This is a genomic window from Kitasatospora sp. NPDC032150 (assembly GCF_055579945.1).
In genome coordinates, this window is record NZ_JBVIMH010000023.1 from 106,169 (window position 1) to 129,338 (window position 23,170).

Genomic DNA, 23,170 nt, shown 5'->3' on the forward strand with positions numbered 1-23,170 from the left:
GCGTCACACGGCGATCCGCGCCGCCAGCTCCACCGCTTCCGCCAGGGTGTCCACCACCGGCACGCCGACCTGCTCCAGCTTGGCCCGGCTGTGCGAACCGCCGGTGTACAGCACCGCGTGCGCACCCGACTCCAGCGCCGCCAGCGCGTCGTCCGCCGCGTCCCCGATCAGCACGGTGCGTTCCGGCTCGACCTCGGGGGCCAGCGCCGCCAGGTGCCGGACCAGGAAGCCGGCCTTCCGCCCGCCCGCGTCCCCGACCCGGCCGTCCACCCGGACGAAGTGCGGAGTGATCCCGAAGCCGTCCACCACGGGCACCAGCTGCTCGTGCTCGTACATCGACAGCAGCGACTGGCTGTTGCCCGCCGCCTGCCACTCGCGCAGCAGCGCCGGCACGCCGTCGGCGAGGCCGCACCGGTCGCGCAGCTCCGTGTAGCGGTCGTGGAAGACACCGTCCAGGTGGGCCCACTCCGCCTGGCTCGGGGCGCGGCCGAGCAGTCGCTCGTAGAAACGCGGGACCGGGACCTCGTACGAGTCCCGGTACTGCCGCAGGGTCATCGGGGCGATCCCGATCGTGGCGAAGGCGGCGTTGCTCGCCTCGAGCACCGCCTCCATGTCGTGGAAGAGGGTTCCGTTCCAGTCCCAGACGATGTGAGTGCGCATCCGGGAACGGTAGCCGGACCCCCTGACAGGCAGGCACGCCCGGTCCCCGAAGCTACTCGCCCGCTCGCCTCCGGGCCCTCCGACCCGGCGCCGACGCTCTTCGCTCCGGCAGACGATCGGGGACTCAGGCGATCAGGGACGGGATCTCCTGGGTGGCGAACCAGAGCAGGTCGTGGTCCTCCGCGCCGTCCACGGTGAACTGGGCGTCCGCGTCGCCCTTGTCGGCGGCCTCGACCGCGGCAGCGGCGGCCGTCACGTCCTCGATCACCTCGGTGTCGGCGGCGTCGGCGTGCACGGCGGCGGCCTTGGCCGGCCGGACCGGTTCCTTCAGCACCACCCGGCCGAGCGAGGCCTGGTCCTGGTACTCGTCGCCGGGAAACGGCGCCACCGCCGCGTCGGGCACCTCGACGGCCACCACCACCCGCCGGCGCGGAGCCTCGGGATCGGCGGCGAGCAGGCGCAGCGAACCCTGCGCGGCCCGGTTGAGCGCCGCGTACTCCAGCTCCTCCAGGTCGTCGCTGACGTACCACTCGCGCAGCGCGGGAGTGACCGCGTACGCCGCCGACTGGTCGAGTGCACCGCCCGGATGCGCCGCCGCCAGGCCGTTCAACGTGGTGGGCACGTACACGCGCATCGGGGGCACTCCGGTTCTTCGGTTTCCTCGGACGGCTGATCAACACCGCGCACCAAGAATACGGCCCGCGCCCCGGCCTTCCCCGCTGGGCGAGCGCTCGGGAGCGGTGAACCGCGCGAGCGGCCCCGCGCCGGCGTGCGGATCCCCGTCAACACGCCCCGGACCGTCCGTGGCGGCCGCCGCCCCGCCGCCCGCGGCGGGGAGCCTGACACCTGCACGGACCGGGCGTCAGCGTACGGACTCGAGGGCCGTCCGGCTGGTCCGCAGCGCGGTCTCCAGCACCTCCGGCCGGCGCGCCGGATCCATCATGTTCGGCCCCATCACCGCGAGGTCCTCCAGGGTCGGCGCGAGCAGCCGCACCCGCACGCCCGAGTCACGCAGGCGCCGGGCCTCCCGGAGCATCTGCCGGGTCACGGTCCGCCGGTAGCGGCTGACCAGCTGCGCCAGGACGCCCTTCGGCCGGTCCCTGGCCCGCCATTCGCGCAGGGCGGCGACCGTCCCGCGGCCCGCGTCCACCCGTGCCGAGCCCGCCCACGCAGGACGCAGCGCCATCGGCGCCAGGACGTACACCTCGTCCAGCTCGCGCTCCGCCATCAGGTCGGCGTTGGTGGCCGACCAGCAGCCGCCGTCCACGTACGGGCTGCCCGCCACCTCCACCGGCGCGAACCAGCCGGGGATCGCACAGGAGGCCATCACCGCCTCGGCCACCTCGGCCTCCGGCGCTTCCGGATCGCCGAAGACCACCCGGCGGCCCGTGCGGTAGTCCACCGCCGCGACCCGCAGCCCGGACCCGCACGGCCAGCCGTCACCGTCCACCAGCCCGCGTACCAGCTCGCCGACCGGCGCCACCGAGCCGCGCCCGGTCGGCACCACGGCGGAGACCATGGTCAGGAACGGGTACTCGCGCGGGTGCCGGACGGCGTCCCGCAGCAGGCCGGGCGAGCCGATCCCGGGACGGGGGCGCGGCGGCAGCGCACCGCCGACGGCGGTGTCGTAGTCGAACTCCACTCCGGCAAGCGGCCCGGTGCGGATCGGAAGGCCGCGCTGGTGGTCCCGCAGTTCCTCGGCGCGCACACCGGCGGCCAGCATCGTGCCCAGGATCGAGCCGGCGGAGGTCCCGAGGATCACCTCGGCGCGGCCGGGCTGCCAGCCGGTGCTCTCCTCGATCGCGCACAGCGCCCCGATGGTCCACGCCGCGCCCAGCATCCCGCCGCCGCCGAGCACCAGGCCGCGCCGCACCCCGTCCAAACCCGGGCCGACCGGCCCCCCGCCCGTCCGCGCGACCACGTCCACGGCGGCGCCGTTCACCACCCTGCTCCCGGCGCGCCCCGGCGCCCGCTCGGCCGCAGGCCGGCCGGCACGGGCCGGCTCCCCCCCGCCGCCATCGGCGCCGCTCCCGGTCCTCCCGGCTCCGGCACCCGCCGCGGACGCGCCGGTCGCCTTGACGGGCCCCGCCGCGGACGCGCCGGTCGCCTTGACGGGCCCCGCCGCCGTCCCCGCCGACTCGGCCGAGGGCTGAGTCACCATTCCGCTGCCGCCTCTCCGGTGTCCGGATCGTCCTCCCCGATCCTCCCGGCTACCGACCGGTACAACCGGAACGGCACCCGGGCTGCGCCGCGATCGGGCACCCAGCGTACGTCCCCCTTCGAGCGCCCCCGAACTACCGCTGGCGTCAACCGGTGGCCCGGATGCCCGGCCCTGGAGCCCTCGGGCGGCAAGGGACATCACCCGGATAGGTGACTCCCCGCGTGGCCCCGGCGCTGCGCCGACGGATGATTGCCGCCCCGTGGCGGCACGGGTACCAAGGTCTTCGACAGGCCAAGCCACCCACCGACATCCGCCGGAGGTACCGTCCATGGTCGAGCCCGCAGCCGTCCCGCAGCTCGCGGCGCTCCGCGCTCCGCGCGTACGCCCCCTGGTGCACACCGCCGCCGGACACCCGCACTCCCGGCGCCCGCTCCCGCGGCCGCGCACGTGCACCGCCCCGGCGCCGACCACCGTCACCTCCCCGATCACCGGCAGCGTGTCGAACGGCCCCGTGTCGAACGGCCCGGTGTCGAACGGCCCATCCACCGCCCCGGCCCCCCTCCACGCCCCCGCACCGGTGCGTGTCCCGGGCGAATCGCGGCGCCCGCGCCACCCACGTGCCGCCTGCGCCCCGACACACGGCGGCGGCCACAGCGAGCTCGCCGCACGCTTCGCGCACCGGCTGGTGGAGGTCCTCACCGGCCGCCGTCCGGCCGGACAGCTCCAGCGGCACACCACCGTCCCCGGCTACCAGCAGCTCACCGCCCTGGTCAGGAGCGGCCCGCTGCGCCCGCGCGGCCAGGTCGTCGGGCACCGGATCGGCCGGGTGTACGACTCCGCGCCGGCGCCCGGCGCGCTGGAGGTCTGCGTACGGGTCGAGTTCGGGCACCGGCACCACGTGGTCGCCTTCCGCCTCGAACGGCACCGCCGCACCGAGCAGTGGCAGTGCGCCGCCGTCGAGGCCCGCTGAGCGCCCGCCGAAGGCAGATCAACGCCCGGGATCCACGCGGGGAGGCACGTCCGCCCGAGCACCCCGTCCGAGCCTCCAGGGCGCGAACGCCACCGGGCGCCACCCCCGCACAAGCGGTAAGTGGCGCCCGGTGAACTCGCGTTGGTGAAGCGTCAGACCTTGCGGCGGCGCCCCTTGGCCGCCTTCGCGGCCTTGCGGCGCTCGGCCCGGGTCATCCCGTCGCCCTCGAAGTCGGCCGCGGACTCGTCGAAGTCGCCCTCGATCACCGTGTCGTCGCCGTCCACGGTGGGAGCGGTGTAGTGCAGCCGCTGCGGCTTGGGGGCCTCCAGGCCCTTGGCCTTGATCTCGGGCCGCGCGGAGTCCCTGGCGAGCTTGTCCAGCATCACGCCGGTCTCCTCGATCTCCGCCTGCTCCTGGTCGGCGAGCGGGACCTCCTCGACCTGCTGCTCGACCTGGACCTCCAGGTTGAACAGGTAGCCGACGGACTCCTCCTTGATGCCCTCCATCATCGCGGTGAACATGTCGAAGCCCTCGCGCTGGTACTCGACCAGCGGGTCGCGCTGCGCCATCGCCCGCAGGCCGATGCCCTCCTGCAGGTAGTCCATCTCGTAGAGGTGCTCGCGCCAGCGGCGGTCGAGGACCGAGAGCACCACCCGGCGCTCCAGCTCACGCATGATCTCCGACCCGAGCTGGTCCTCGCGGGCACCGTACTGGGCCTGGACGTCCTCCTGCAGCACCCGGATGAGGAACTCGGGGGTGAGCTCGGACGAGCCGCCGGCCTCCTCCTCCAGCTGGTCCAGGTCGAGGGTGAGCGGGTAGAGCTGCTTGAGCGCGGCCCAGAGCTTCTCCAGGTCCCAGTCGTCCTCGAAGCCCTCACCGGTCGCGGCGTGGACGTAGGCCTCGACGGTGTCGTCCATGAAGTGGCCGACCTGCTCCTGGAGGTCCTCGCCCTCCAGCACCCGGCGGCGCTCGGCGTAGATGACCTCGCGCTGGCGGTTGAGCACCTCGTCGTACTTGAGGACGTTCTTGCGGATCTCGAAGTTCTGCTGCTCGACCTGGGTCTGCGCGGAGGCGATCGCGCGGGTCACCATCTTGGACTCGATCGGCACGTCCTCGGGCACGTTGGCCATGGAGAGCACGCGCTCGACCATGCCGGCCTTGAACAGGCGCATCAGGTCGTCGCCGAGCGAGAGGTAGAACCGGGACTCGCCCGGGTCGCCCTGACGGCCGGAGCGGCCGCGCAGCTGGTTGTCGATCCGGCGGGACTCGTGCCGCTCGGTGCCCAGCACGTAGAGGCCGCCGAGCTCCTGGACCTCGACCTGCTCGGCCTTGACGGCCGCCTTGGCCTTCTCCAGCGCGCCCGGGAAGGCCGCGTCGTACTCCTCCGGACTGTCCGGGGTGATGCCGCGCTGGGCCAGCTCGGCCGCCGCGAGGTGCTCCGCGTTGCCGCCCAGCATGATGTCGGTACCGCGACCGGCCATGTTGGTGGCGACGGTGACGGCGCCCTTGCGGCCGGCCTGGGCCACGATCAGCGCCTCGCGCTCGTGGTGCTTGGCGTTCAGCACCTCGTGCGGGACACCGCGCTTGCGCAGCTCCTGGGACAGGTACTCGGACTTCTCGACCGACACGGTGCCGACCAGCACCGGCTGGCCCTTCTCGTGCTTCTCGACGATGTCCTCGACCACGGCGGCGAACTTGGCCGGCTCCGACTTGTAGATCAGGTCGGGCTGGTCGATGCGCAGCGGCGTCTTGTTGGTCGGGATCGGAACGACACCGAGCTTGTAGATCTGGTGGAACTCGGCCGCCTCGGTGGTGGCGGTACCGGTCATGCCGGACAGCTTGTCGTACAGGCGGAAGAAGTTCTGCAGGGTGATGGTGGCCAGGGTCTGGTTCTCGTTCTGGACCTCCACCCCCTCCTTGGCCTCGATCGCCTGGTGCATGCCCTCGTTGTAGCGGCGGCCGGCCAGGATACGGCCGGTGTGCTCGTCGACGATCATGACTTCGTCGTTCATGACGACGTAGTCCTTGTCCCGCTTGTAGAGCTCCTTGGCCTTGATGGCGTTGTTCAGGAAGCCGACCAGCGGGGTGTTCACCGACTCGTACAGGTTGTCGATGCCGAGGTAGTCCTCGACCCGGGTGACGCCCTCCTCCAGGATGCCGACGGTGCGCTTCTTCTCGTCGACCTCGTAGTCGCGGTCGATCTTCAGGCGCAGCACCAGCTTGGCGAAGTCGGCGTACCACTTGGTCGCCTGGTCGGCCGGGCCGGAGATGATCAGCGGGGTGCGGGCCTCGTCGATGAGGATCGAGTCGACCTCGTCGACGACCGCGAAGTTGTGGCCGCGCTGGACGAGTTCGTCCTTCGACCAGGCCATGTTGTCGCGCAGGTAGTCGAAGCCGAACTCGTTGTTGGTGCCGTACGTGATGTCCATCGCGTACTGGCGCTTGCGCTCGGCGGGCGACATGTTGGCGAGGATCACACCGACCTCGAGGCCGAGGAAGCGGTGCACCCGGCCCATCCACTCCGAGTCGCGCTCGGCGAGGTAGTCGTTGGTGGTGATCAGGTGGACGCCCTTGCCGGTCAGCGCGTTGAGGTACGCGGGCAGGGTGCCGACCAGGGTCTTGCCCTCACCGGTGCGCATCTCGGCGACGTAGCCGAAGTGCAGGGCCGCGCCACCCATCAGCTGGACGTCGTAGTGGCGCTGACCGAGCACGCGCTTGGCGGCCTCGCGGACCGTGGCGAACGCCTCGGGCATGATGTCGTCCAGGCTCTCGCCGTCGGCGAGGCGCTGCCGGTACTCGTCGGTCAGTGCGCGCAGCTCGTCGTCCGTGAGGTTGACGAAGTCCTCTTCGATGGAGTTGACCTGGGCGGCAATCCGCTGCAGCTTGCGAAGGATCTTGCCTTCGCCGGCGCGCAGGATCTTGTCGAAGACGGACACTAGAGCGGGCTCCTTGCCTGGATCGGCGCTGGACTACTGCGAGGCGGGACACCCCACCGTACGGGCCATCGTATGCGAGGAGGCCAATCCGGTGGGAGGTGCGTCAGCACGCTATTCCCGTGTCACCCGGGAGAGGAATGCCTCCTAGCCGCCCGCTCGGGGACAAAAGGGGCGCTGCCCAAGGCAGTTCACCGCGGATCGGGAAGGCGGATGAGAATTCAGCGGGGATCCACCAGCTCCGCCGCGAAGACGGTGCCGAGCGGCTCCGGGCCGATGTACTGCTGGCAGTTGCACGGCCGTGGCTCGTAGCGCAACGGCTTGCGGTCCGCGTCCCAGGCGACCGGGGCCTCGACCTCCTCGTGGCAGCGGCCGGTTCGGTCGTGCTTGGCGAGGTGGTGGGTGCAACCGCAGATCGGCTCCGGCGGTCGCTTCGCCGCCTCCAGCTCGCGCCGCTGCCGCTCGGTGGCCTGCAGCAGCTCCAACTTCCGCTGGTGCCTGGTCCTGAGCACGTAGCGAGCGTTCCGCTCGACCCAGCCCCCGCCGATGATCAAGGCGGGGATGACCGCCCACACCCAGTCCATGCCTGCTCCCCCTCTGTACGGTGACCTCAGGGTATCGCCAGCAGGGACGGGCGTTGTCAGTGCCGCGTCCTAGGCTCGCGGGCATGACCACCGTCGCGACGCTCTCCGCCGACCAGGCCCGCCGGGTCGCCCTGCGCGCCCAGGGGCTGCTCGGCGCTCCCGACCGCAGGGCCGGTGTGCGCGGCGTGCTGCGGCACCTCGGCGCGGTACAACTGGACACCATCTCGGTGCTGGCCCGCTCGCACGAACTGGTCCCGTACGCGCGCCTCGGCGCGGTGGGGCGGGGGGCGGTCGAGTCCGCGTACTGGGGGGCCGGGAGCACCTTCGAGTACTGGTCGCACGCGGCCTGCGTCCTGCCGGTGGAGGAGTGGCCGCTGTTCGCCTTCAGGCGCCGCCGCTACCGCGACCGCGGCCACCTCTGGGGCCACCAGGTGGCGCCCGGGACGTACCGCCACGTGCTGGACCGGCTGCGCGCCGAGGGGCCGCTCACCTCCACAGAACTGGGCGGCGCGAAGAAGACCTCGGAGTGGTGGGACTGGTCCGACACCAAGATCGCGGTCGAGCGGGCGCTGGCCTTCGGCGACGTGGTCTGCACCGAGCGGCGCAGCTGGAAGCGGGTGTACGAGCTGGCCGAACAGGCCATCCCCGCCGAGCTGTTCGGGCGGGAGCCCGCTGACGAGGAGTGCCTGCGGCGGCTGGTCGCCCAGGCCGGGGCCGCACTCGGGGTGGCCACCCGGGCCGACTTGACGGACTACCACCGGCTCAGGGCCGACCAGGTCGACTCGGTGCTGGCCGATTCCGGTCTGGTGCCGGTCGAAGTGGCGGGCTGGGACGCGCCGGCCTGGGCCGACCCGGCGGCGCTGGCGGGCGAGCCGCGCGGACGGCACCGGACGACGCTGCTCTCCCCCTTCGACTCGCTGATCTGGGACCGCGCCCGGACGGAGCGGATCTTCGGCATGGCGCACCGACTGGAGGCCTACACCCCCAAACACAAACGGGTGCACGGGTACTTCGCGATGCCGCTGCTGGCGGGCGGGCAACTGGTCGGGCGGGTGGACCCGGCCCGCGCCGGGCGGACGCTGGTGGCCCGCCAGGTCTCGTTGGACGCGCCGAGGTACGTCGAGGCGCTGGCCGGGGCGCTGCGCGAGGCCGCCGAGTGGGTGGGCTGCGACGCCGTCCGGGTCGAGACCCTGGCCGACGAGAAGCTCCGGCCCGCCCTGGAGCGGCTGCTGGAGTAGTGACCTGGAGTGCGCTCGGCGGCGCGCGCGGCAACACGGCCGCGGGTCAGCCTATTTCGAGGATCTTCTCCCGCATCGCGTAGACCACGGCCTCCATCCGGGAGTGCAGCTGCAGCTTCTCCAGGATGTTGCGGACGTGGTTCTTCACGGTGTTCTCGCTGATGAACAACTCCTTGGCGATCTCCCGGTTGTTCATCCCGGTCGCCACCAGCTTGAGTACCTCCAGCTCGCGGTCGGTGAGCCGCGGGGCCGGGACCAACTCCCGGTCGTCCGAACGCCGCTGGATCATCGACTTGAACTCGGTGAGCAGCTTGGCGGCCATCGACGGGCTGATCTGCGACTGACCGTCCGCCACCGCCCGGATCGCGGTGGCGACCTCGTCGGTGGAGATCTCCTTGAGTAGGTAGCCGGTGGCCCCGGCCTTGATCGCCTCGTAGAGGTCGGCTTCCTCGTCGCTTATCGTCAGCATGATGATCTTGGCGCTGGGCACCACGTCCTTGATCGCGGTGCAGGCCTCGATCCCGCTGCGCCGGGGCATCCGGACGTCCATCAGAATGATGTCGGGCAGCAGATCGGCGGCCTTGAGGACGGCCTCGGCTCCGTCTCCGGCCTCGCCGATGACCTTGATGTCCTCCTCCTCGGCCAGCACGATCTCCAGGCCGCGGCGGAACAGCGCATGGTCATCGACCACCAGGACCCGGATCGGTTCGGCCTGGTCCGGCGGGCACTCCCGCGGTGCGAACTCGCCCGCCCGCTCCCGGTTGCGCCCTGCACCGGTGCCCCCCGCACCGGGCCTGAAGTGCTCCCCCATCCGCTCCTCCCCCCTCGTCGGTCAGTGTCCGAGCCATCATTCCACGGCGGACCCGACCCACGGTCACCCTCCGGCACCGGACCGCCCAGCTGGGTGACCCCGGCGGCTGCGGCCGCCGGGGTCACCCGGACTGTCGATCTGTTCCGTTGTACCGGCGGCGGGGGCCCAGCCGCAGCCGGCTGTGAGCGCGGTTGACCGGCGCTGTGCGCTCAGCGGTTCATCGGTCAACGCCTACCGGCCGGAGTCACTCCTCGTCCGGTTCGCCGATCGCGCCGCCGGCACCGCCGACGCCGCCGATCTCCCCGACGGCCGAGCCGTTGGGCTCCAGGTGGATGACGCCGTAGTGGTAGCCGTGCCGGCGGTAGACCACGCTCGGCAGCCCGCTGTCCTTGTCCACGAACAGGTAGAAGTCGTGGCCGACGAGCTCCATCTCGTACAGCGCCTGATCCAGCGACATGGGCGCGGCGGGGTGCGTCTTCTCTCGGACGACGAGCGGTCCTTCGCCCTCCACCTCCAGGGATCCCATCATGGTCTTGCGGACCGCGCCGTTGGTCACGCCCCCGGCCGGCTCGGTCTCGGGGAGCGCCGCCAGTGCGGCCGTCGCCTCCGAGACGCTGACCGGAGTACGGCCACCGGTGCCGCCCTTGTGCACCCGGCGCCGATCAGCGGACTTGCGCAGCTGCGCCTCGAGCTTCGCCGAGGCCAGGTCGAGCGCGGCCCACGGGTCGGTGGCGGCGGCCTCGGCCCTGATCACCGGGCCACGGCTGCGAAGGGTGATCTCCACCCGGTCGGACCGGTCGGCCTGCCGCGGGTTGTGCTCCTTGGACACCTCGACATCCAGGCTGATCGCCTTGGTGTCGAACTTCTGGACCTTCTCCAGCTTCTCGGCCACGTGCTCGCGGAACCTCTTGGGCACCTCGGTCTTGCGGCCCTTGACGACGATGTCCACGCAGAACTCCGATCCCTTGTGCTGACGCCGATCCGGAGAGCTCACCGGATCGGGCTGAGACCCAGCCGGACCAGTCCTTTCGCCGACCCCTCGCTTCGCCGGGTCCGGCGATCACGACTGGCCCTCACCTCACTTCCTCCCCACCAGAAACGCTTGAAACCCCTTGGAGCCTTATAGAACACCTGCTGAGGGGTTTTCGCCTCCCCAGTCGAACAAGGTAGCGGTGGGGTGTCGCCGGTCCGGCCGCTTTACCTTGTTTACCCTCTTGCGGGTGAAACATCAGTAAACGGCTGGACAACGACACCGGGGGCGTCCACCGTAAGGCCCAGTCTCCGTTCCTGGAAGCCCTCGGGAGGAGTCGTGACAAATCCCTTTACCGCCCGCATCGCCACCACCGCCACCGGCTCCCCGGCCGCCCCGCGGGCCGCTAGTCCGGCCCTCCGGGTCCTGCGCGAGCTGCTGGACCTACTGCTCCCCGCCCACTGCGCGGGTTGCCGCACCGGACGCAGTCCGCTGTGCGCCTCCTGCCGGGCGGAGCTCCGCACCGCCCGCGCCCGGCCGGCCGGCCCGCAGCCGCCACCGCCGGGGCTGCCGCCGCTGTACGCCGCCGCACCGTACGCGGACCGGGTACGGCAGTTGCTGCTCGCCCACAAGGAGCGCGGCGCGCTCTCACTGGCCGGGCCGCTCGGTGAGGCGCTCGCCACCGCGGTCCGCGCCGCGCTCGAGCCTCCGGAGGGCGGGCTCTCGACGGGGCCGGGCGCCGGGCCCCTGCTGCTGGTGCCGATGCCCTCCGCCCGCCGGGCCGTCCGGGCCCGCGGGCACGATCCCACCCTACGGCTGGCCCGCGCCGCAGCCCGGGAGCTGCGCCGGGCCGGGATCGCGGCCGGGGTCGCTCCGGTCCTGCGGCACCGGCGGGCCGTGGCCGACCAGTCCGGGCTCTCCGCCGCCGAACGGCGGCGGAACCTGCACGGCGCGCTGACGGTGCCCGCGCGCCTGGCGGCCCGGCTCTCAGGGGGCCGGCCGGTCCTGGTGGACGACCTGGTCACCACCGGCGCGAGCCTCGCCGAAGCGGCCCGGGCCCTGCACGCGGCCGGCTGCCCGCCAGTGGTCGCGGCGACCGTCGCCGCGACCATCCGCACCACCGGCACGGGTGCGGCCAGGCATGGTTCCGGCGGCGCCGCGGGCCGCGCGGCCGCCGGCGAACCACCCGAGCCGCACGGCACCCGACCGGCCGAGCGGGACCTCGGTCCGGGAAGCGGCGCGAAAGACCCCGTCCCTCCGTAGCGCGCGCCGGTGCCCGCGCGCCTGGCGGCCCGGCTCTCAGGGGGCCGGCCCGCACCCGCGGCGGCTAGTCGCTCACCCCGGGTAGCCGAACGAGGTCCCGTGGTGCTGCGGCGCGGCCTCGCGCCACTGGCTGCCCTGGAGCCGGTAGATCTCGTTGTCCTTCGACACCGCCAGCACCGGCAAGGTCTGGTCACCCGAGCGGACTTCCGAAGCCGAGACCGCGATCATCGACTCGCCGCCCTGCAGCGGGGAGTCGGTGTTCTGCGAGCCGTCAGTGCCCACGTAGTGCAGCTGCTGCAGCTTGCCGGGCTCCTTGCCGAGCACCAGCAACTGGTCGGTGTCCGCCCAGGAGACCGAGGCGATCTCGCTCAGCAGCGGCGCCACCGGCCGAAGTCCGGTGATCTGCACCTCCGGTGCGGTCGGCGTGCCCGAGTGCACCACCAGACCGACCATCAGCGTCCGCGCGCCGGAACCGTCCACCAGCACGAGCGCCACCCGCACCCCGTCCGAGGACATCCTGAGCGCCTGCACGGCACGTCCGCCGAGTTCGCCGACCGAGACCGGGACGACCGAACGTCCCCGCACCATGAGGACCTTGGGCCCCGCCGGGTTGCGGTCGACCACCCACAGATCTCCTCGCCCGTCCCAACTGGGCGAGGTGAGGCCCTGGTCGGGCCGGGTGGCGGCACTGGTGAGGACCGGGCTGCCGAGCTTCTCGTTCGGGCCGAGACCTGCCACGAAGAGCTGCCGCTGGTCGGTGCTGATCGCCGCTGCCGCAGCCCCGTCCCGCCGCACCGCGACGGCGCCGATCTGCGACTGACCCGGCTTCGGCTGCCCGAGCTCGCCGAGCACCGGCGTGCCCTCGCCTGTGCCCTGGGTCTGCATCAACTTCCCGGTGTCCGACAGGTAGTAGGCCTGCGGGGTGCCCTGCGAGCCGCCGACGGCCAGGCTGCCGGGGGCGACGGTCTGGGCCTGCGCGGCGTTCACCGAGCAGCCGCCCTTGATCCCGCCCAGGTCGAGCCGGTCGATCTGCCCCTTGCCCTGCTGGTCGAGCAGCGTGAAGTAGAGCTGACTGGCCATCTGCTGACAGAGTTTCGGCTGCCCGCCGAAGTCGGGGACGTCCACCTTGGCCGAGATCACCCGGCTGTCGTTCACCGAGACGTCGCCGACCAGCTTCGCGCCGTTGAAGGCCGAGTAGACCGCCTTGCCGAGCCAGGCCGAGGGCCCGTCGGCCAGCGCCCGGGCGGCGGCGGTCAGCGGGTCGGTCCGGCGCCGCAGGTAGATCGGGTCCGGCACCAGTACCGGGCGCTGGACGCCCGCCGACGAGTCGGCGGTGGTGTAGAAGTAGCGGTGCGCGGCCCGGTAGCCGTTTCTGAAGCCGGTCTGGTCCACGATCAGCCCGTCCGGCAGCTGGTCGATCCGCCACTCCCCCTTGTCCGGCCCCTCCTTCTCCTTCACGAAGGTGAACTTCTCCTGGTAGGGCTCGTTGGCCACCGACCGGTAGGTGTGCGCCGCGTCGATCTGCCCGATCTTGCTCCCGGTCACGGGGACGTCGATCCTGACGTCGTCGGGCTTGGGCTCGGTGATCGTCCGGCTTGGGGGCTTGACCAGTACCGTCACGCCCGCCTCCGGGTTCCACCGGTGCCGGCTGCGGGCGGCGGAGCTCAGGTACTTGGAGGCGGTGGTGTACTCGGGCTCGTCTGCACTGGAGGCGTCCAGGAAGCCGGTCAGCAGGTTGGCCAGGTCCTCGCCCGGGTGCGGCGGCACGGGGAAGACCCGGACCTGGAGGTTCTCCGCCCCGGCCGCCTGCAGTACCTCCACCCGCTCGGACGGCCCGTCGGCGGGCATCGACACGCAGCCGGTGAGCACCGTCGCGGTCAGCCCGGCCGCCACCGACCAGCCGAGCCTGCGCGCGCCCCGGCGGCCCGGTATCCGGCCGCGCCCGGTAGCCGGTCCGGCGCCGGTGTCCACGCGCCCGGCCGCACCGGCAGCGGCCCGTGCGGCGGTGGACCCGAGGCGCGCCTCAGCCGTCCTGCCGTCCGTTCCTGGCATGCCGCGCCCCCTCCGTGTCTCCGTCCGCGGCACCGTCCTTGCCGGCACCCTGCCCAGCCGCTCCGCCGCCGGTGGCGGCGTCATCCGCCGCGGCACCGTCCGCAGGCTCGCCGCCTGCCGTGTCCTCCGCGGCTTCCGGCGCCGCCGGACGGACCGGCGGCCGGTCCACCACCACGTGAGCGCCGGTGGCACCGTACCCCGACGCGGCCGCCCGGACGTCGGAAGGGTCCGCGACCGGGGCCGAGGGCAGCTTGCCCAGCCCCGGGCCCAGGTTCAGCATCCCGCCCAGGCCGCCGCCCGGACCGTTCCCGCCGCCCTCCGCGGCCTCCGGTGCCTCCGGTACGGCCGGAGCGGCAACGGTGCCCTCCTCCGCCGCGGTCAGCGCGGTCGCGCCCGCCGGACGGGTCCGCCGGTACGGGGCGCCCCGGGTGCCCAGGCCCAGGTTGTGCCGGGAGTCCTCGGGCTCCAGGCGGAACGGCGCCCGGCCGACCTCGCCGCCCCTGGTGCGTGGCATCGTGAGCCGGAAGTGCGAGCCGCCGCCCGGCTCGCCCCAGGCCTGGAGCCAGCCGCCGTGCAGATGGGCGTCCTCGACCGCGATCGACAGACCGAGGCCGGTACCGCCGGTGGTGCGCACCCGGGACGGGTCAGCACGCCAGAACCGGTGGAAGACCCGGGACGCCTCACCCGGCTTGAGCCCGATGCCGTAGTCCCGGACGCCGATCGCGACCGCGCCCTCGGCCGAGCCGAGCCGCACCACCACGTCCCGGCCCTCGCCGTGCTCCAGCGCGTTGACCACCAGGTTGCGCAGGATGCGCTCGATCCGCCGGGAGTCCACCTCGGCGACCACCGGGTCCTCGGCGCCCCGGATGATCACCGCGCTCCCCTTGGCCTGGGCCAGCGGGTCGGCGGCCTCCACCACCCGGGTCACGATGTCGCGCAGGTCCACCGGCTCGGCGTCCAGGATCGCCGCCCCGGCGTCGAACCGGCTGATCTCCAGCAGGTCGGCGAGCAGCGACTCGAAGCGGTCCAGCTGGTCCTGGAGCAGCTCGGCGGACCGGGCCGCCATCGGGTCCAGGTCCTCGCGGCTGTCGTAGATCAGGTCGGCGGCCATCCGGACGGTGGTCAGTGGGGTGCGCAGCTCGTGCGAGACGTCCGAGACGAAGCGCCGCTGTACCCGGGAGAGCTCCTCCAGCTGGCGGATCTGCGCCTGCAGGCCGTTGGCCATCCGGTTGAAGGAGTCCCCGAGACGGGCGATGTCGTCCGTCCCGGTCACCTTCATCCGCTCCTCCAGGTGCCCGGCGGCGACCCGCTCGGAGATCCCGGCGGCCATCCGGACCGGGGTGACGACCTGGCGGACGACGAGCCAGGCGATCCCGCCGAGCAGGATCACCACGAACACACCGGCGGTCGCCAGGGTGCCGGTGACCAGGCCGAGGGTCTTGGTCTCCTGGCCGAAGGAGAAGACGTAGTAAAGCTGGTAGGGCAGGCCGTCCGGACCGGTGAACTGCTTGCCGATGACCAGGCCGGGCTCGCGGTAGACCGGGCCGCCGTCACCCCGCTGGATGTCGGTGACCTTCTCGTGCGCGACGGAGGGGTCGCCGGCCACGTCCCTGCGCAGCTGGTCGGGGATGCTGCTGGGCAGGATGTTGCCGGAGTACCAGGCGCCGCGCAGGCCGGCGCTCGGGGCGGTCTCCTCCTTGTCGCTGTTCGGTACCAGGGCGACCACCGAGTAGACGCCGCTGCCGCCGCTGGCGAGGTCGGAGACCTGCTTGATCAGCCAGGTGCTGAGCTCGTCGGCGTTCGACTCGCCCCCGCTGCTCCCGGCCTTCGCCTGCTGGTTGATGGCCTCGTTGATCTTCTCCTGCTCGATCTGGAAGCCGCCGATGGCCTGGCCCTTGGCCGAGTGCTTCTTGGCGTCCAGCAGCCCGGTGCGGACCTGGGCCACCACCACCACGCCCAGCACCAGCACCACGGCCAGCGAGAGCAGCAGGGTCGCGGCGACCACCCGGACCTGGATGGACCGGCGGTACAGCGCCGCCAGGCGGTGCAGCGGGCGGCGGAACTGACGCGCCACCAACGCCAGCAGGGCCACGGGACCGCGCTTGGGCCCGCGGCCCCGGACGGTCGAGCTCAGCACGGCCCCGCGGACAGCGGCGTCCCCGTCGGCGGCGGAGCCCGACGGGGTGTCGTCAGCGTCGTACGTCACGTCAGCTGGGCCCGGCCTTGTATCCGACGCCACGCACGGTCACCACGATCTCGGGCCGCTCGGGGTCCTTCTCGATCTTGGAGCGCAGACGCTGCACATGGACGTTGACCAGCCGGGTGTCGGCGGCGTGCCGGTAGCCCCAGACCTGCTCCAGCAGCACCTCGCGGGTGAACACCTGCCACGGCTTGCGGGCGAGCGCGACCAGCAGGTCGAACTCCAGCGGGGTCAGCGGGATGCCCCGGCCCTCCCGCTTGACCGAATGGCCGGCCACGTCGATCACCAGGTCGCCGATGGTCAGCTGCTCGGGGGTGGGCTCCTCGGCGCGGCGGAGCCGGGCACGCACCCGGGCCACCAGCTCCTTGGGCTTGAACGGCTTGGTGACGTAGTCGTCGGCGCCGGACTCCAGGCCCACCACGACGTCCACCGTGTCGGTCTTCGCCGTCAGCATGACGATCGGCACGCCGGACTCCGAACGGATCTGCCGGCAGACGTCGATGCCGTCCCGGCCGGGCAGCATCAGGTCGAGGAGCACCAGGTCGGGCTTGGTCTCCCGGAACACGGCTAGCGCCTTGTCCCCATCCGCGACGAAAAACGGTTCAAAACCCTCACCACGCAGCACGATGCCGAGCATCTCGGCCAGTGCGGTGTCGTCATCAACGACGAGGACGCGTCCCTTCATGCGTCCATCCTCTCATTACGGGATTGTGACCTGCCGCACAGCCGTGCCATTTCGGCGTGGAGCATACTGCCAACTCGGTCATAACGTCGCAAAGTTCGCAGCTCGGCCTGGTTGCTCGGGCCGCTGCCCATCAGCAATGGGAACACCTCTGGGGCCCGTCGCACCACCATGGCACGATGGGCGGCACAAGGGCACCACTCGGCGATCACCACGAGCGCCCGTGATCTTCCACAGAGCCGCCACGAGGAGCGTTGATGACCGACAATCCGGGCTGGGCACCGCCCGGCTCGCCCGAGCCACCCCGTGAGGCCGCCGGGCCGTCGGCAACACCCTCGACACCCGCCCCGGAGGGCGCACCGCCCCGCGACGCCGCCGGGCCGCCGGCACCCGCGCCCGGGCCGGCCACACCCCAGGCCGGGCCGCAGGACGCGCCGCCGCAGGGCTGGAGCGCCCCGGGCCCTTACCACGGCTACGGCGCGGCGCCGGGCCCCCAGCCCGGCTGGGGCGGACAGCCCGGCTGGGGCGGACAGCCCCGCTGGAACGGGCAACCGGGCCCCGGCGGCTTCCACCCCGGCTGGGGCGCACCGCCGAGCCCCAAGCCCGGAGTCATCCCGCTGCGCCCGCTCGCCTTCGGCGAGATCCTGGACGGCGCCGTCACCACCGTTCGCCGCCACTGGCGCACGGCCCTCGGCCTCTCCTTCGGCGTCGCCGCCGTGGAGCAGACGCTCTCCGCGCTCGCCCGCTGGTGGGCGTACGAGAGCCCGCACACCGCGGGCCCGGTCGTCGCCCTGTTCGCCACCTACCCGGTGAACTTCGTACTGGGCATCATCGCGGCCGGCCTGCTCACCATGGTGGTCAGCAAGGCCGTCCTGGGCCGCCCGACCACCCTGGGCGAGGTGTGGCGGGACGCCAGGCCGCAGCTGCTGAAGCTGGCCGGAGTGACCTTCCTGACCAGTCTGATCATCGCCGGGGTCTTCCTGGTGGCCTGCGCGCCGCTGATAGCCGTGCTGATCGCCGGCGATCCCGGCCCGGAGCTGGTCGCGCTCACCTTCCTGCCGATCCTGGCGGCCGTCCCGGTCGCGCTCTGGCTCGGTATCCAGCTCAACTTCTCGGCCCCCGCCCTGATGCTGGAGAAGCAGGGTGTGAGGACCGCCCTCGCGCGCTCCCGACGGCTCGTCAAGGGCTCCTGGTGGCGGGTCTTCGGCATCACCCTGCTCAGCCAGATCGTGGTCGGCATCCTCAGCTCGGTGATCGCGATGCCGTTCGTCGTCATCGGCATGGTCCTGAGCCCCGATGACCCGACCTCGGCCGGCAGCCCGCTCGGTCAACTGGCCGGCGCCCCGCCCGCGATGCTGGCCAGCGTCGCCGTCGGCGGCACCCTGGTCGCCACCATCACCATCCCGGTGCTGGCCGCCGTCAACGTCCTGCTCTACATCGACCAGCGGATCCGCCGCGAGGCCCTGGACATCGAACTGGCCCGCGCCGCCGGCCTGCCGGAGTTCGGCGGCACCGCTCCGGCCGGCCCGCAGGCTCCGACCGGCCCGCAGGGCCCAACCGCTCCGGGCGGACCGCAGAGGATCTGACGAAGATGGCCTTCTGGGGGGATGGGGTGCTGCTCGCGGGCGGCGGCCCGGTCACCATCCCGCGCGACCCGGCCCGCGACGACGCCCGCCGGGAACTCCTCAACCCCGTCTACCACCAACACGACCCGAGCCTGGTCCAGCGGCTGATGACCTGGATCCAGGACCAGCTCGACCGCGTCCTGTCCAGCCTCGGCTCGATGGGCGGCAACGGTGTCACCGGCCTGGTCTTCTTCCTGGTGGTGGCCGCGCTGATCGGCGCCGCCCTGTGGTGGCGCCTGGGCGCCCCCCGCCGCCAGGCCCACAGCGCCGCGGCGCTGTTCACCGCCGACGGAGCACGCACCGCCGCCCAGCACCGCAGCGCCGCCGCCGCGCACGCCGCCGCGGGCGAGTGGTCCGCCGCAGTCCGGGAGCAGATGCGCACCCTGGTCCGGGCCATGGAGGAGCGCACCGTCCTCGACGTCCGCCCCGGGCGCACCGCCGACGAGGCCGCCGCCGAAGCGGGCCGCGCGCTACCCGACCACGCCGCCGCGCTCACCGCCGCCGCCCACGCCTTCGACGACATCGCCTACGGGGACAGGGCCGCCGACCAGGCCGCCTACCAGTCGCTGCTCGACCTCGACCGGGCCCTGCAGCGGACCACGCCCGTCCTCACCCCGACCGCCGCACCGGCCCCCGCGCCGACGGCCGCCCCGACCGGCGGAGGCACCGCATGACGCTCACCGCCACCCGCCCCGACCCCGCCACCAGCATCTCCCCGACCCGTCGCCAACTATGGCTCCGCTCGCGCTGGTTCCTGCTCTTCGCCGTGCTGCTGCTGCTCGTCGGCCTGCTGGTCGCCGGTCTCGGCGGCTCGCCGCAGTACCCGCCGCTGGACCCGCGCTCCCCCGACCGGGACGGTGCCCGCGCCGTCGTCCACCTGCTGGAGAACCAGGGCCTGACGACCCGTACGGTCGACACCGAGGAGGCCCTGGCCGCCGCGCTCGCCGAACCGGGCAGCACCGTGGTCCTCCCCGAACCCGACCTGCTGTCCCTCACCCAGCTGCGCCGGCTGGCCCAGGTCCGCCGAGGCAGCGACAGCCGCCTGGTGCTGATCTCCCCCGAGGCCCCCTCACTCACCGTCTTCGCGCCCGGCATCACGGTGGCCACCACCCCGGGCGGCATCCCGAAGAGCGCCGGCTCCAGCGGCGTCCCCGCCGAGTGCCGCCTCCCCGAGGCCGTACTGGCCGGCCACGCCGAGCTCGGCGGCCTGCTCTACCAGCCCGGCGCCGACGACACCGCCTGCTACCCCAGGTCCGGCGGCTACCCGCTGGTCCGACACACCGACCCCGGCTCCCGCGAACTCGTCGTCCTCGGCTCCGGACGCCTGCTGAGCAACGAACGCCTCGCCAAGGACGGCAACGCCGCCCTCGGCCTGAGCCTGCTCGGCTCCCACCGGCAACTCGTCTGGTACCTCCCCGACTACACCGCCCCGGCGTCCGGCGCACCCGCCCGGGCACAGCGCACGCTCACCGACTACATCCCCAAGGGCTGGAGCTGGGCCGGACTCCAACTCGCCCTCGCCGCAATGCTCGCCGCCTTCTGGCGCGGCCGCCGCCTGGGACCTGTGGTCACCGAGAACCTCCCCGCGGTTGTCCGCGCCTCCGAGACCACCGAGGGCCGGGCCCGCCTCTACCAACGCGCCAGGGCCCGCGGCCGCGCCGCCGACGCCCTGCGCCAGGCCACCCGGCACCGGCTCGCCCCGGTGCTGGGCGTACCGCTCACCGCGGGGGAGGCCGACCCCGTCGCGCTCTGCGCCGCCGTCGCCGACCGCTGCGGCCACGGCGCCGCCGAGGTCCACGAGCTGCTGTACGGCACCCCACCCACCGACGACGCCGCCCTGGTGCGGTTCATCGACGACCTCGACGCCCTGGAAAGGCAGGTACGACAGCCGTGACCGAACAGGTCTCCACGACCCCGGCAGCCCCGGCCGACAGCCCCGACGACCCGCGCGCCGCGCTCACCGCCCTGCGCACCGAGATCACCAAGGCAGTGGTCGGCCAGGACGCCGCCGTCACCGGGCTCGTCGTCGCCCTGCTCTGCGGCGGCCACGTACTGCTCGAAGGCGTCCCCGGGGTGGCCAAGACCCTGCTGGTCCGCACCCTGTCCACCGCACTCAGCCTGGAGACCAAGCGGATCCAGTTCACCCCGGACCTGATGCCCGGCGACGTCACCGGCTCGCTGGTCTACGACGCCCGCACCGCCGAGTTCTCCTTCCAGCCGGGACCGGTCTTCACCAACCTGCTGCTCGCGGACGAGATCAACCGCACCCCGCCCAAGACCCAGTCCTCGCTGCTGGAGGCCATGGAGGAGCGACAGGTCACCGTGGACGGCGAACCGCGCCGCCTGCCCATCCCGTTCCTGGTCGCCGCCACCCAGAACCCGGTCGAGTACGAGGGCACCTACCCCCTCCCCGAGGCCCAGCTGGACCGCTTCCTGCTCAAGCTGATCCTCCCGCTGCCCGACCGCGACCAGGAGTTCCAGGTCCTCAGCAAGCACGCGGCCGGCTTCGACCCCCGCGACCTGGCCGCCGCCGGCGTCCGCCCGGTCGCCGGCCCCGCCGACCTCTCCGCCGCCCGGGCGCAGATCGCGAAGCTCACCGTCTCGCCCGAGGTACTCGCCTACATCGTGGACATCTGCCGGGCCACCCGGCAGTCCCCCTCGCTCTCCATCGGCGTCTCCCCGCGCGGCGCAACCGCCCTGCTGAACACCTCCCGCGCCTGGGCCTGGCTGGCCGGCCGCGACTACGTCACCCCCGACGACGTCAAGGCCCTCGCCCTGCCCACCCTGCGGCACCGCATCCAGCTGCGCGCCGAGGCCGAGATGGAGGGCGTCACCGCCGACTCGGTCATCCAGGCCGTCCTCGCCCAGACCCCCGCACCGCGCTGACGTCCGTCACCTACTGGCATCACCAAGGGAGTTCGCTTCATGGCCCTGACCGGCCGCACCGCCCTGCTCGCCGCGCTCGGCGCGCTCGTCGTGGGCCTGCTGCTGCCCTCCTGGGCGGGAATCGGCGCGGTCACCCTGCCCGTACTCCTCGGTGTCCTGGCCGACCTGGCGCTCGCCGCTCCGGTCCGCACCCTGCGGTTCGACCGGAGCGGCGACACCGCCGTCCGGCTCGGCGAGAGCGCCACCGTCGAACTGACCGTCACCAACCCATCCGGGCGCCCGCTGCGGGCCCAACTCCGCGACGCCTGGCCACCGTCCGCCTGGCAGCCCGGCACCGCCGTCCAGGGCTCCCGACACACCCTCACCATCCCGGCCGGGGAACGCCGCCGCCTCACCACCCGGCTCGCCCCCACCCGCCGCGGCGACCACCAAGCCCACCGCGTGACCGTACGCTCCCTCGGACCGCTCGGCCTCGCCGGACGCCAGGGCTCCCACCACGTCCCCTGGACGATCCGCGCCCTGCCGCCCTTCACCAGCCGCAAGCACCTGCCCTCCCGGCTCGCCCGGCTGCGCGAACTCGACGGCCGCACCTCGGTGCTGGCACGCGGTCAGGGCACCGAGTTCGATTCGCTGCGCGAGTACCTGCCCGGCGACGACGTCCGCTCCATCGACTGGCGGGCCAGCGCCCGCCGCAACACGGTCGCCGTCCGCACCTGGCGACCCGAGCGCGACCGGCACATCCTGATCGTCCTCGACACCGGCCGCACGTCCGCAGGACGCGTCGGCGACGCCCCCCGACTGGACGCCGCCCTCGACGCCGCCCTGCTGCTCACCGCCCTCGCCACCCGGGCCGGCGACCGTGTCGACCTGCTCGCCCACGACCTGCGCCGGCGCGGCAGCGTCGTCGGCCGCTCCCCGAGCGAGATCCTGCCCGCCTTCACCAACGCCATGGCCGGCCTCGAACCCGCACTGCTCGAGACCGACATGCGCGCGCTCACCGCGACCGCGCTGCGGATGGCCCCGCACCGCTCGTTGATCGTGCTGCTCACCGGCCTCGACGCCCGCCCGGTCGAGGAGGGGCTGCTGCCCCATCTCCCGCTGCTGACCCGGCGTCACGAGGTCGTACTGGCCTCCGTCGCCGACCCCCGCCTGGACGAGCTGGCCGCCGCCCGCGGCACCGTCCAGGACGTGTACCACGCGGCCGCCGCTGAACAGACCCGCGCCGACCGCCGCCGCACCGCGGAGCGCCTGACCCGGCACGGCGTCACCGTCCTGGACGCCGCGCCGACCGCCCTCCCCCCGGCCCTCGCCGACGCCTATCTGGCACTCAAGGCCGCTGGACGGCTGTAGACCTGTCGAGGAGGACCACCCGGGGGAGTACCCCGGGCTACACCGCGACTCCACCGACCGGCGGCGTCCGGTACTCCGAGGCCAGCAGCGACCACATCTCCAGGTCCCGCCGGCCGTCGTGGAAGCGGAACACCTGTCGCAACAACCCCTCGCGGGTCATTCCCAGCCGCCTGGCCACCGCGATGCTCCGCAGGTTCGCCGGTTCGGTACGCCACTCCACCCGGGCCATCCCCCGCTCCTCGAAGGCCCACTCGACCATCCGCCGCACCCCCGCCGTCACCAGCCCCCGTCCCTCCGCCTCCGGTGCCAACCAGGCCCCCACCTCGCAGACCCCTGCCCGCGCCCTGAAGGCCTGGAACACCACCCCGCCCACCAACTCCCCGCCCAGCCAGATGCCGTAGATCCGGCCCTCGTCCCGCGCCTGCTCCTCGGCGCAGTGCTTCAGCCAGCGCCGCGCGCCGTTCACGTCGGTGATGCTGGTGGCCCACGGGATCCAGGGCGCCAGATGCTCGCGCGCCCGCACTATGAACGCGAAGAACTCCCCAGCCCGCCAGGGCTCCAGGGCACGCAGCTCCGCGCCGGACGCAAGAGGGTAGCTGAGCATCACAGACTCCAAGTCCACGGATTTCACGGTGTCCCGGACATCCAACATCGCCGGCCCTGTCCGCGTCCGCGCCCGCCAACCCGATCCCGGATCTGCCCGGAAATGCGGAAAGCCCCTCCCGGTATCCCCGGGAGGGGCTTTCACTAAAAATTGTTCGGCGGCGTCCTACTCTCCCACAGGG

Annotated in this window: 19 protein-coding genes; 8 read left to right on the forward strand and 11 right to left on the reverse strand. The window is 73.1% G+C overall.

Features of this window, described 5'->3' with window-relative positions; all coding sequences use genetic code 11:
• Positions 1-3: 3 nt before the first annotated feature.
• The 3 genes from ACZ5ON_RS25070 to ACZ5ON_RS25080 form a co-directional block, all read right to left on the reverse strand.
• Entirely contained in the window at positions 4-660 is a 657-nt protein-coding gene (locus tag ACZ5ON_RS25070; RefSeq protein ID WP_465596818.1) for an HAD family hydrolase, read from the reverse strand.
• 124 nt (positions 661-784) lie between these two features.
• The gene (locus ACZ5ON_RS25075) at positions 785-1,294 is read right to left on the reverse strand and encodes a DUF6912 family protein (RefSeq protein ID WP_465596821.1); all 510 of its coding nucleotides are present in this window, start codon (positions 1,292-1,294) and stop codon (positions 785-787) included.
• Between the two features lie 228 nt (positions 1,295-1,522).
• A complete protein-coding gene (locus ACZ5ON_RS25080; protein ID WP_465596824.1) occupies positions 1,523-2,602 on the reverse strand; it encodes a patatin-like phospholipase family protein in 1,080 nt (359 codons plus the stop codon).
• Between the two features lie 547 nt (positions 2,603-3,149).
• Between ACZ5ON_RS25080 and ACZ5ON_RS25085 the strand changes: the two genes are divergently transcribed.
• The gene (locus tag ACZ5ON_RS25085; protein WP_465596827.1) at positions 3,150-3,791 is read left to right on the forward strand and encodes an Rv3235 family protein; all 642 of its coding nucleotides are present in this window, start codon (positions 3,150-3,152) and stop codon (positions 3,789-3,791) included.
• A gap of 152 nt (positions 3,792-3,943) precedes the next feature.
• Here the strand turns inward: ACZ5ON_RS25085 and secA are convergent, their stop codons facing one another.
• Both secA and ACZ5ON_RS25095 read right to left on the reverse strand, forming a co-directional pair.
• Positions 3,944-6,727, reverse strand: a complete 2,784-nt coding sequence (secA, locus tag ACZ5ON_RS25090) for a preprotein translocase subunit SecA (RefSeq protein ID WP_465596830.1) — start codon at positions 6,725-6,727, stop codon at positions 3,944-3,946.
• Between the two features lie 218 nt (positions 6,728-6,945).
• Positions 6,946-7,308, reverse strand: a complete 363-nt coding sequence (locus ACZ5ON_RS25095; RefSeq protein WP_465596833.1) for a hypothetical protein — start codon at positions 7,306-7,308, stop codon at positions 6,946-6,948.
• An 83-nt stretch (positions 7,309-7,391) separates the two neighbouring features.
• Here ACZ5ON_RS25095 and ACZ5ON_RS25100 point away from each other — a divergent pair, with 83 nt between their 5' ends.
• Positions 7,392-8,546, forward strand: coding sequence for a winged helix-turn-helix domain-containing protein (locus tag ACZ5ON_RS25100; RefSeq protein WP_465596836.1), 1,155 nt, complete (start codon positions 7,392-7,394; stop codon positions 8,544-8,546).
• 46 nt (positions 8,547-8,592) lie between these two features.
• Here the strand turns inward: ACZ5ON_RS25100 and ACZ5ON_RS25105 are convergent, their stop codons facing one another.
• Both ACZ5ON_RS25105 and hpf read right to left on the reverse strand, forming a co-directional pair.
• Complete coding sequence (locus ACZ5ON_RS25105) at positions 8,593-9,357, reverse strand: response regulator (protein ID WP_465596839.1); 765 nt, start codon at positions 9,355-9,357, stop codon at positions 8,593-8,595.
• A 244-nt stretch (positions 9,358-9,601) separates the two neighbouring features.
• Positions 9,602-10,306 carry a ribosome hibernation-promoting factor, HPF/YfiA family gene (gene hpf, locus ACZ5ON_RS25110; RefSeq protein WP_465596842.1) on the reverse strand — a complete coding sequence of 235 codons (705 nt, stop codon included), beginning with the start codon at positions 10,304-10,306 and terminating at the stop codon, positions 9,602-9,604.
• A gap of 360 nt (positions 10,307-10,666) precedes the next feature.
• On the opposite strand from hpf, the gene ACZ5ON_RS25115 reads away from it, so the two are divergent.
• A complete protein-coding gene (locus ACZ5ON_RS25115; RefSeq protein ID WP_465596845.1) occupies positions 10,667-11,590 on the forward strand; it encodes a ComF family protein in 924 nt (307 codons plus the stop codon).
• Between the two features lie 72 nt (positions 11,591-11,662).
• On the opposite strand, the gene ACZ5ON_RS25120 is transcribed toward ACZ5ON_RS25115, so the two are convergent.
• Genes ACZ5ON_RS25120 through mtrA form a run of 3 tightly spaced genes read right to left on the reverse strand, consistent with a single transcriptional unit; the run spans position 11,663 to position 16,527 of the window.
• On the reverse strand, positions 11,663-13,642 hold the full coding sequence (locus tag ACZ5ON_RS25120) for an LpqB family beta-propeller domain-containing protein (protein WP_465596848.1): 1,980 nt from the start codon (positions 13,640-13,642) through the stop codon (positions 11,663-11,665).
• Positions 13,614-15,848: an MtrAB system histidine kinase MtrB gene (gene mtrB, locus ACZ5ON_RS25125; RefSeq protein ID WP_465596851.1), complete on the reverse strand. Its 2,235-nt coding sequence runs from the start codon at positions 15,846-15,848 to the stop codon at positions 13,614-13,616. The genes ACZ5ON_RS25120 and mtrB overlap by 29 nt, the downstream gene beginning before the upstream one ends.
• Position 15,849: 1 nt before the next feature.
• Positions 15,850-16,527, reverse strand: coding sequence for an MtrAB system response regulator MtrA (gene mtrA, locus ACZ5ON_RS25130; RefSeq protein ID WP_344636358.1), 678 nt, complete (start codon positions 16,525-16,527; stop codon positions 15,850-15,852).
• Between the two features lie 254 nt (positions 16,528-16,781).
• On the opposite strand from mtrA, the gene ACZ5ON_RS25135 reads away from it, so the two are divergent.
• Genes ACZ5ON_RS25135 through ACZ5ON_RS25155 form a run of 5 tightly spaced genes read left to right on the forward strand, consistent with a single transcriptional unit; the run spans position 16,782 to position 22,385 of the window.
• Entirely contained in the window at positions 16,782-18,110 is a 1,329-nt protein-coding gene (locus ACZ5ON_RS25135) for a DUF7847 domain-containing protein (protein ID WP_465596854.1), read from the forward strand.
• A 5-nt stretch (positions 18,111-18,115) separates the two neighbouring features.
• On the forward strand, positions 18,116-18,823 hold the full coding sequence (locus ACZ5ON_RS25140; protein WP_465596857.1) for a DUF4129 domain-containing protein: 708 nt from the start codon (positions 18,116-18,118) through the stop codon (positions 18,821-18,823).
• Positions 18,820-20,043, forward strand: a complete 1,224-nt coding sequence (locus ACZ5ON_RS25145; RefSeq protein ID WP_465596860.1) for a DUF4350 domain-containing protein — start codon at positions 18,820-18,822, stop codon at positions 20,041-20,043. The genes ACZ5ON_RS25140 and ACZ5ON_RS25145 overlap by 4 nt, the downstream gene beginning before the upstream one ends.
• Positions 20,040-21,035 (forward strand): AAA family ATPase, encoded by a 996-nt coding sequence (locus tag ACZ5ON_RS25150; protein WP_465596863.1) that lies wholly within the window; start codon positions 20,040-20,042, stop codon positions 21,033-21,035. The genes ACZ5ON_RS25145 and ACZ5ON_RS25150 overlap by 4 nt, the downstream gene beginning before the upstream one ends.
• A 39-nt stretch (positions 21,036-21,074) precedes the next feature.
• Positions 21,075-22,385, forward strand: a complete 1,311-nt coding sequence (locus tag ACZ5ON_RS25155) for a DUF58 domain-containing protein (protein ID WP_465596866.1) — start codon at positions 21,075-21,077, stop codon at positions 22,383-22,385.
• 37 nt (positions 22,386-22,422) lie between these two features.
• On the opposite strand, the gene ACZ5ON_RS25160 is transcribed toward ACZ5ON_RS25155, so the two are convergent.
• A complete protein-coding gene (locus ACZ5ON_RS25160; RefSeq protein ID WP_465596881.1) occupies positions 22,423-22,989 on the reverse strand; it encodes a GNAT family N-acetyltransferase in 567 nt (188 codons plus the stop codon).
• Between the last annotated feature and the right edge of the window lie 181 nt (positions 22,990-23,170).

What these genes read in the sequence shown, in the direction of transcription:
- ACZ5ON_RS25100 (WP_465596836.1), top strand. Translation starts at nt 7,392, where the DNA reads ATGACCACCGTCGCGACGCTCTCCGCCGACCAGGCCCGCCGGGTCGCC.
- ACZ5ON_RS25155 (WP_465596866.1), top strand. Translation starts at nt 21,075, where the DNA reads ATGGCCCTGACCGGCCGCACCGCCCTGCTCGCCGCGCTCGGCGCGCTC.
- ACZ5ON_RS25105 (WP_465596839.1), bottom strand. Translation starts at nt 9,357, where the DNA reads ATGGGGGAGCACTTCAGGCCCGGTGCGGGGGGCACCGGTGCAGGGCGC.
- ACZ5ON_RS25075 (WP_465596821.1), bottom strand. Translation starts at nt 1,294, where the DNA reads ATGCGCGTGTACGTGCCCACCACGTTGAACGGCCTGGCGGCGGCGCAT.
- ACZ5ON_RS25120 (WP_465596848.1), bottom strand. Translation starts at nt 13,642, where the DNA reads ATGCCAGGAACGGACGGCAGGACGGCTGAGGCGCGCCTCGGGTCCACC.
- mtrA (WP_344636358.1), bottom strand. Translation starts at nt 16,527, where the DNA reads ATGAAGGGACGCGTCCTCGTCGTTGATGACGACACCGCACTGGCCGAG.
- ACZ5ON_RS25095 (WP_465596833.1), bottom strand. Translation starts at nt 7,308, where the DNA reads ATGGACTGGGTGTGGGCGGTCATCCCCGCCTTGATCATCGGCGGGGGC.
- ACZ5ON_RS25140 (WP_465596857.1), top strand. Translation starts at nt 18,116, where the DNA reads ATGGCCTTCTGGGGGGATGGGGTGCTGCTCGCGGGCGGCGGCCCGGTC.
- ACZ5ON_RS25070 (WP_465596818.1), bottom strand. Translation starts at nt 660, where the DNA reads ATGCGCACTCACATCGTCTGGGACTGGAACGGAACCCTCTTCCACGAC.
- ACZ5ON_RS25135 (WP_465596854.1), top strand. Translation starts at nt 16,782, where the DNA reads ATGACCGACAATCCGGGCTGGGCACCGCCCGGCTCGCCCGAGCCACCC.
- ACZ5ON_RS25160 (WP_465596881.1), bottom strand. Translation starts at nt 22,989, where the DNA reads ATGCTCAGCTACCCTCTTGCGTCCGGCGCGGAGCTGCGTGCCCTGGAG.
- ACZ5ON_RS25085 (WP_465596827.1), top strand. Translation starts at nt 3,150, where the DNA reads ATGGTCGAGCCCGCAGCCGTCCCGCAGCTCGCGGCGCTCCGCGCTCCG.
- ACZ5ON_RS25145 (WP_465596860.1), top strand. Translation starts at nt 18,820, where the DNA reads ATGACGCTCACCGCCACCCGCCCCGACCCCGCCACCAGCATCTCCCCG.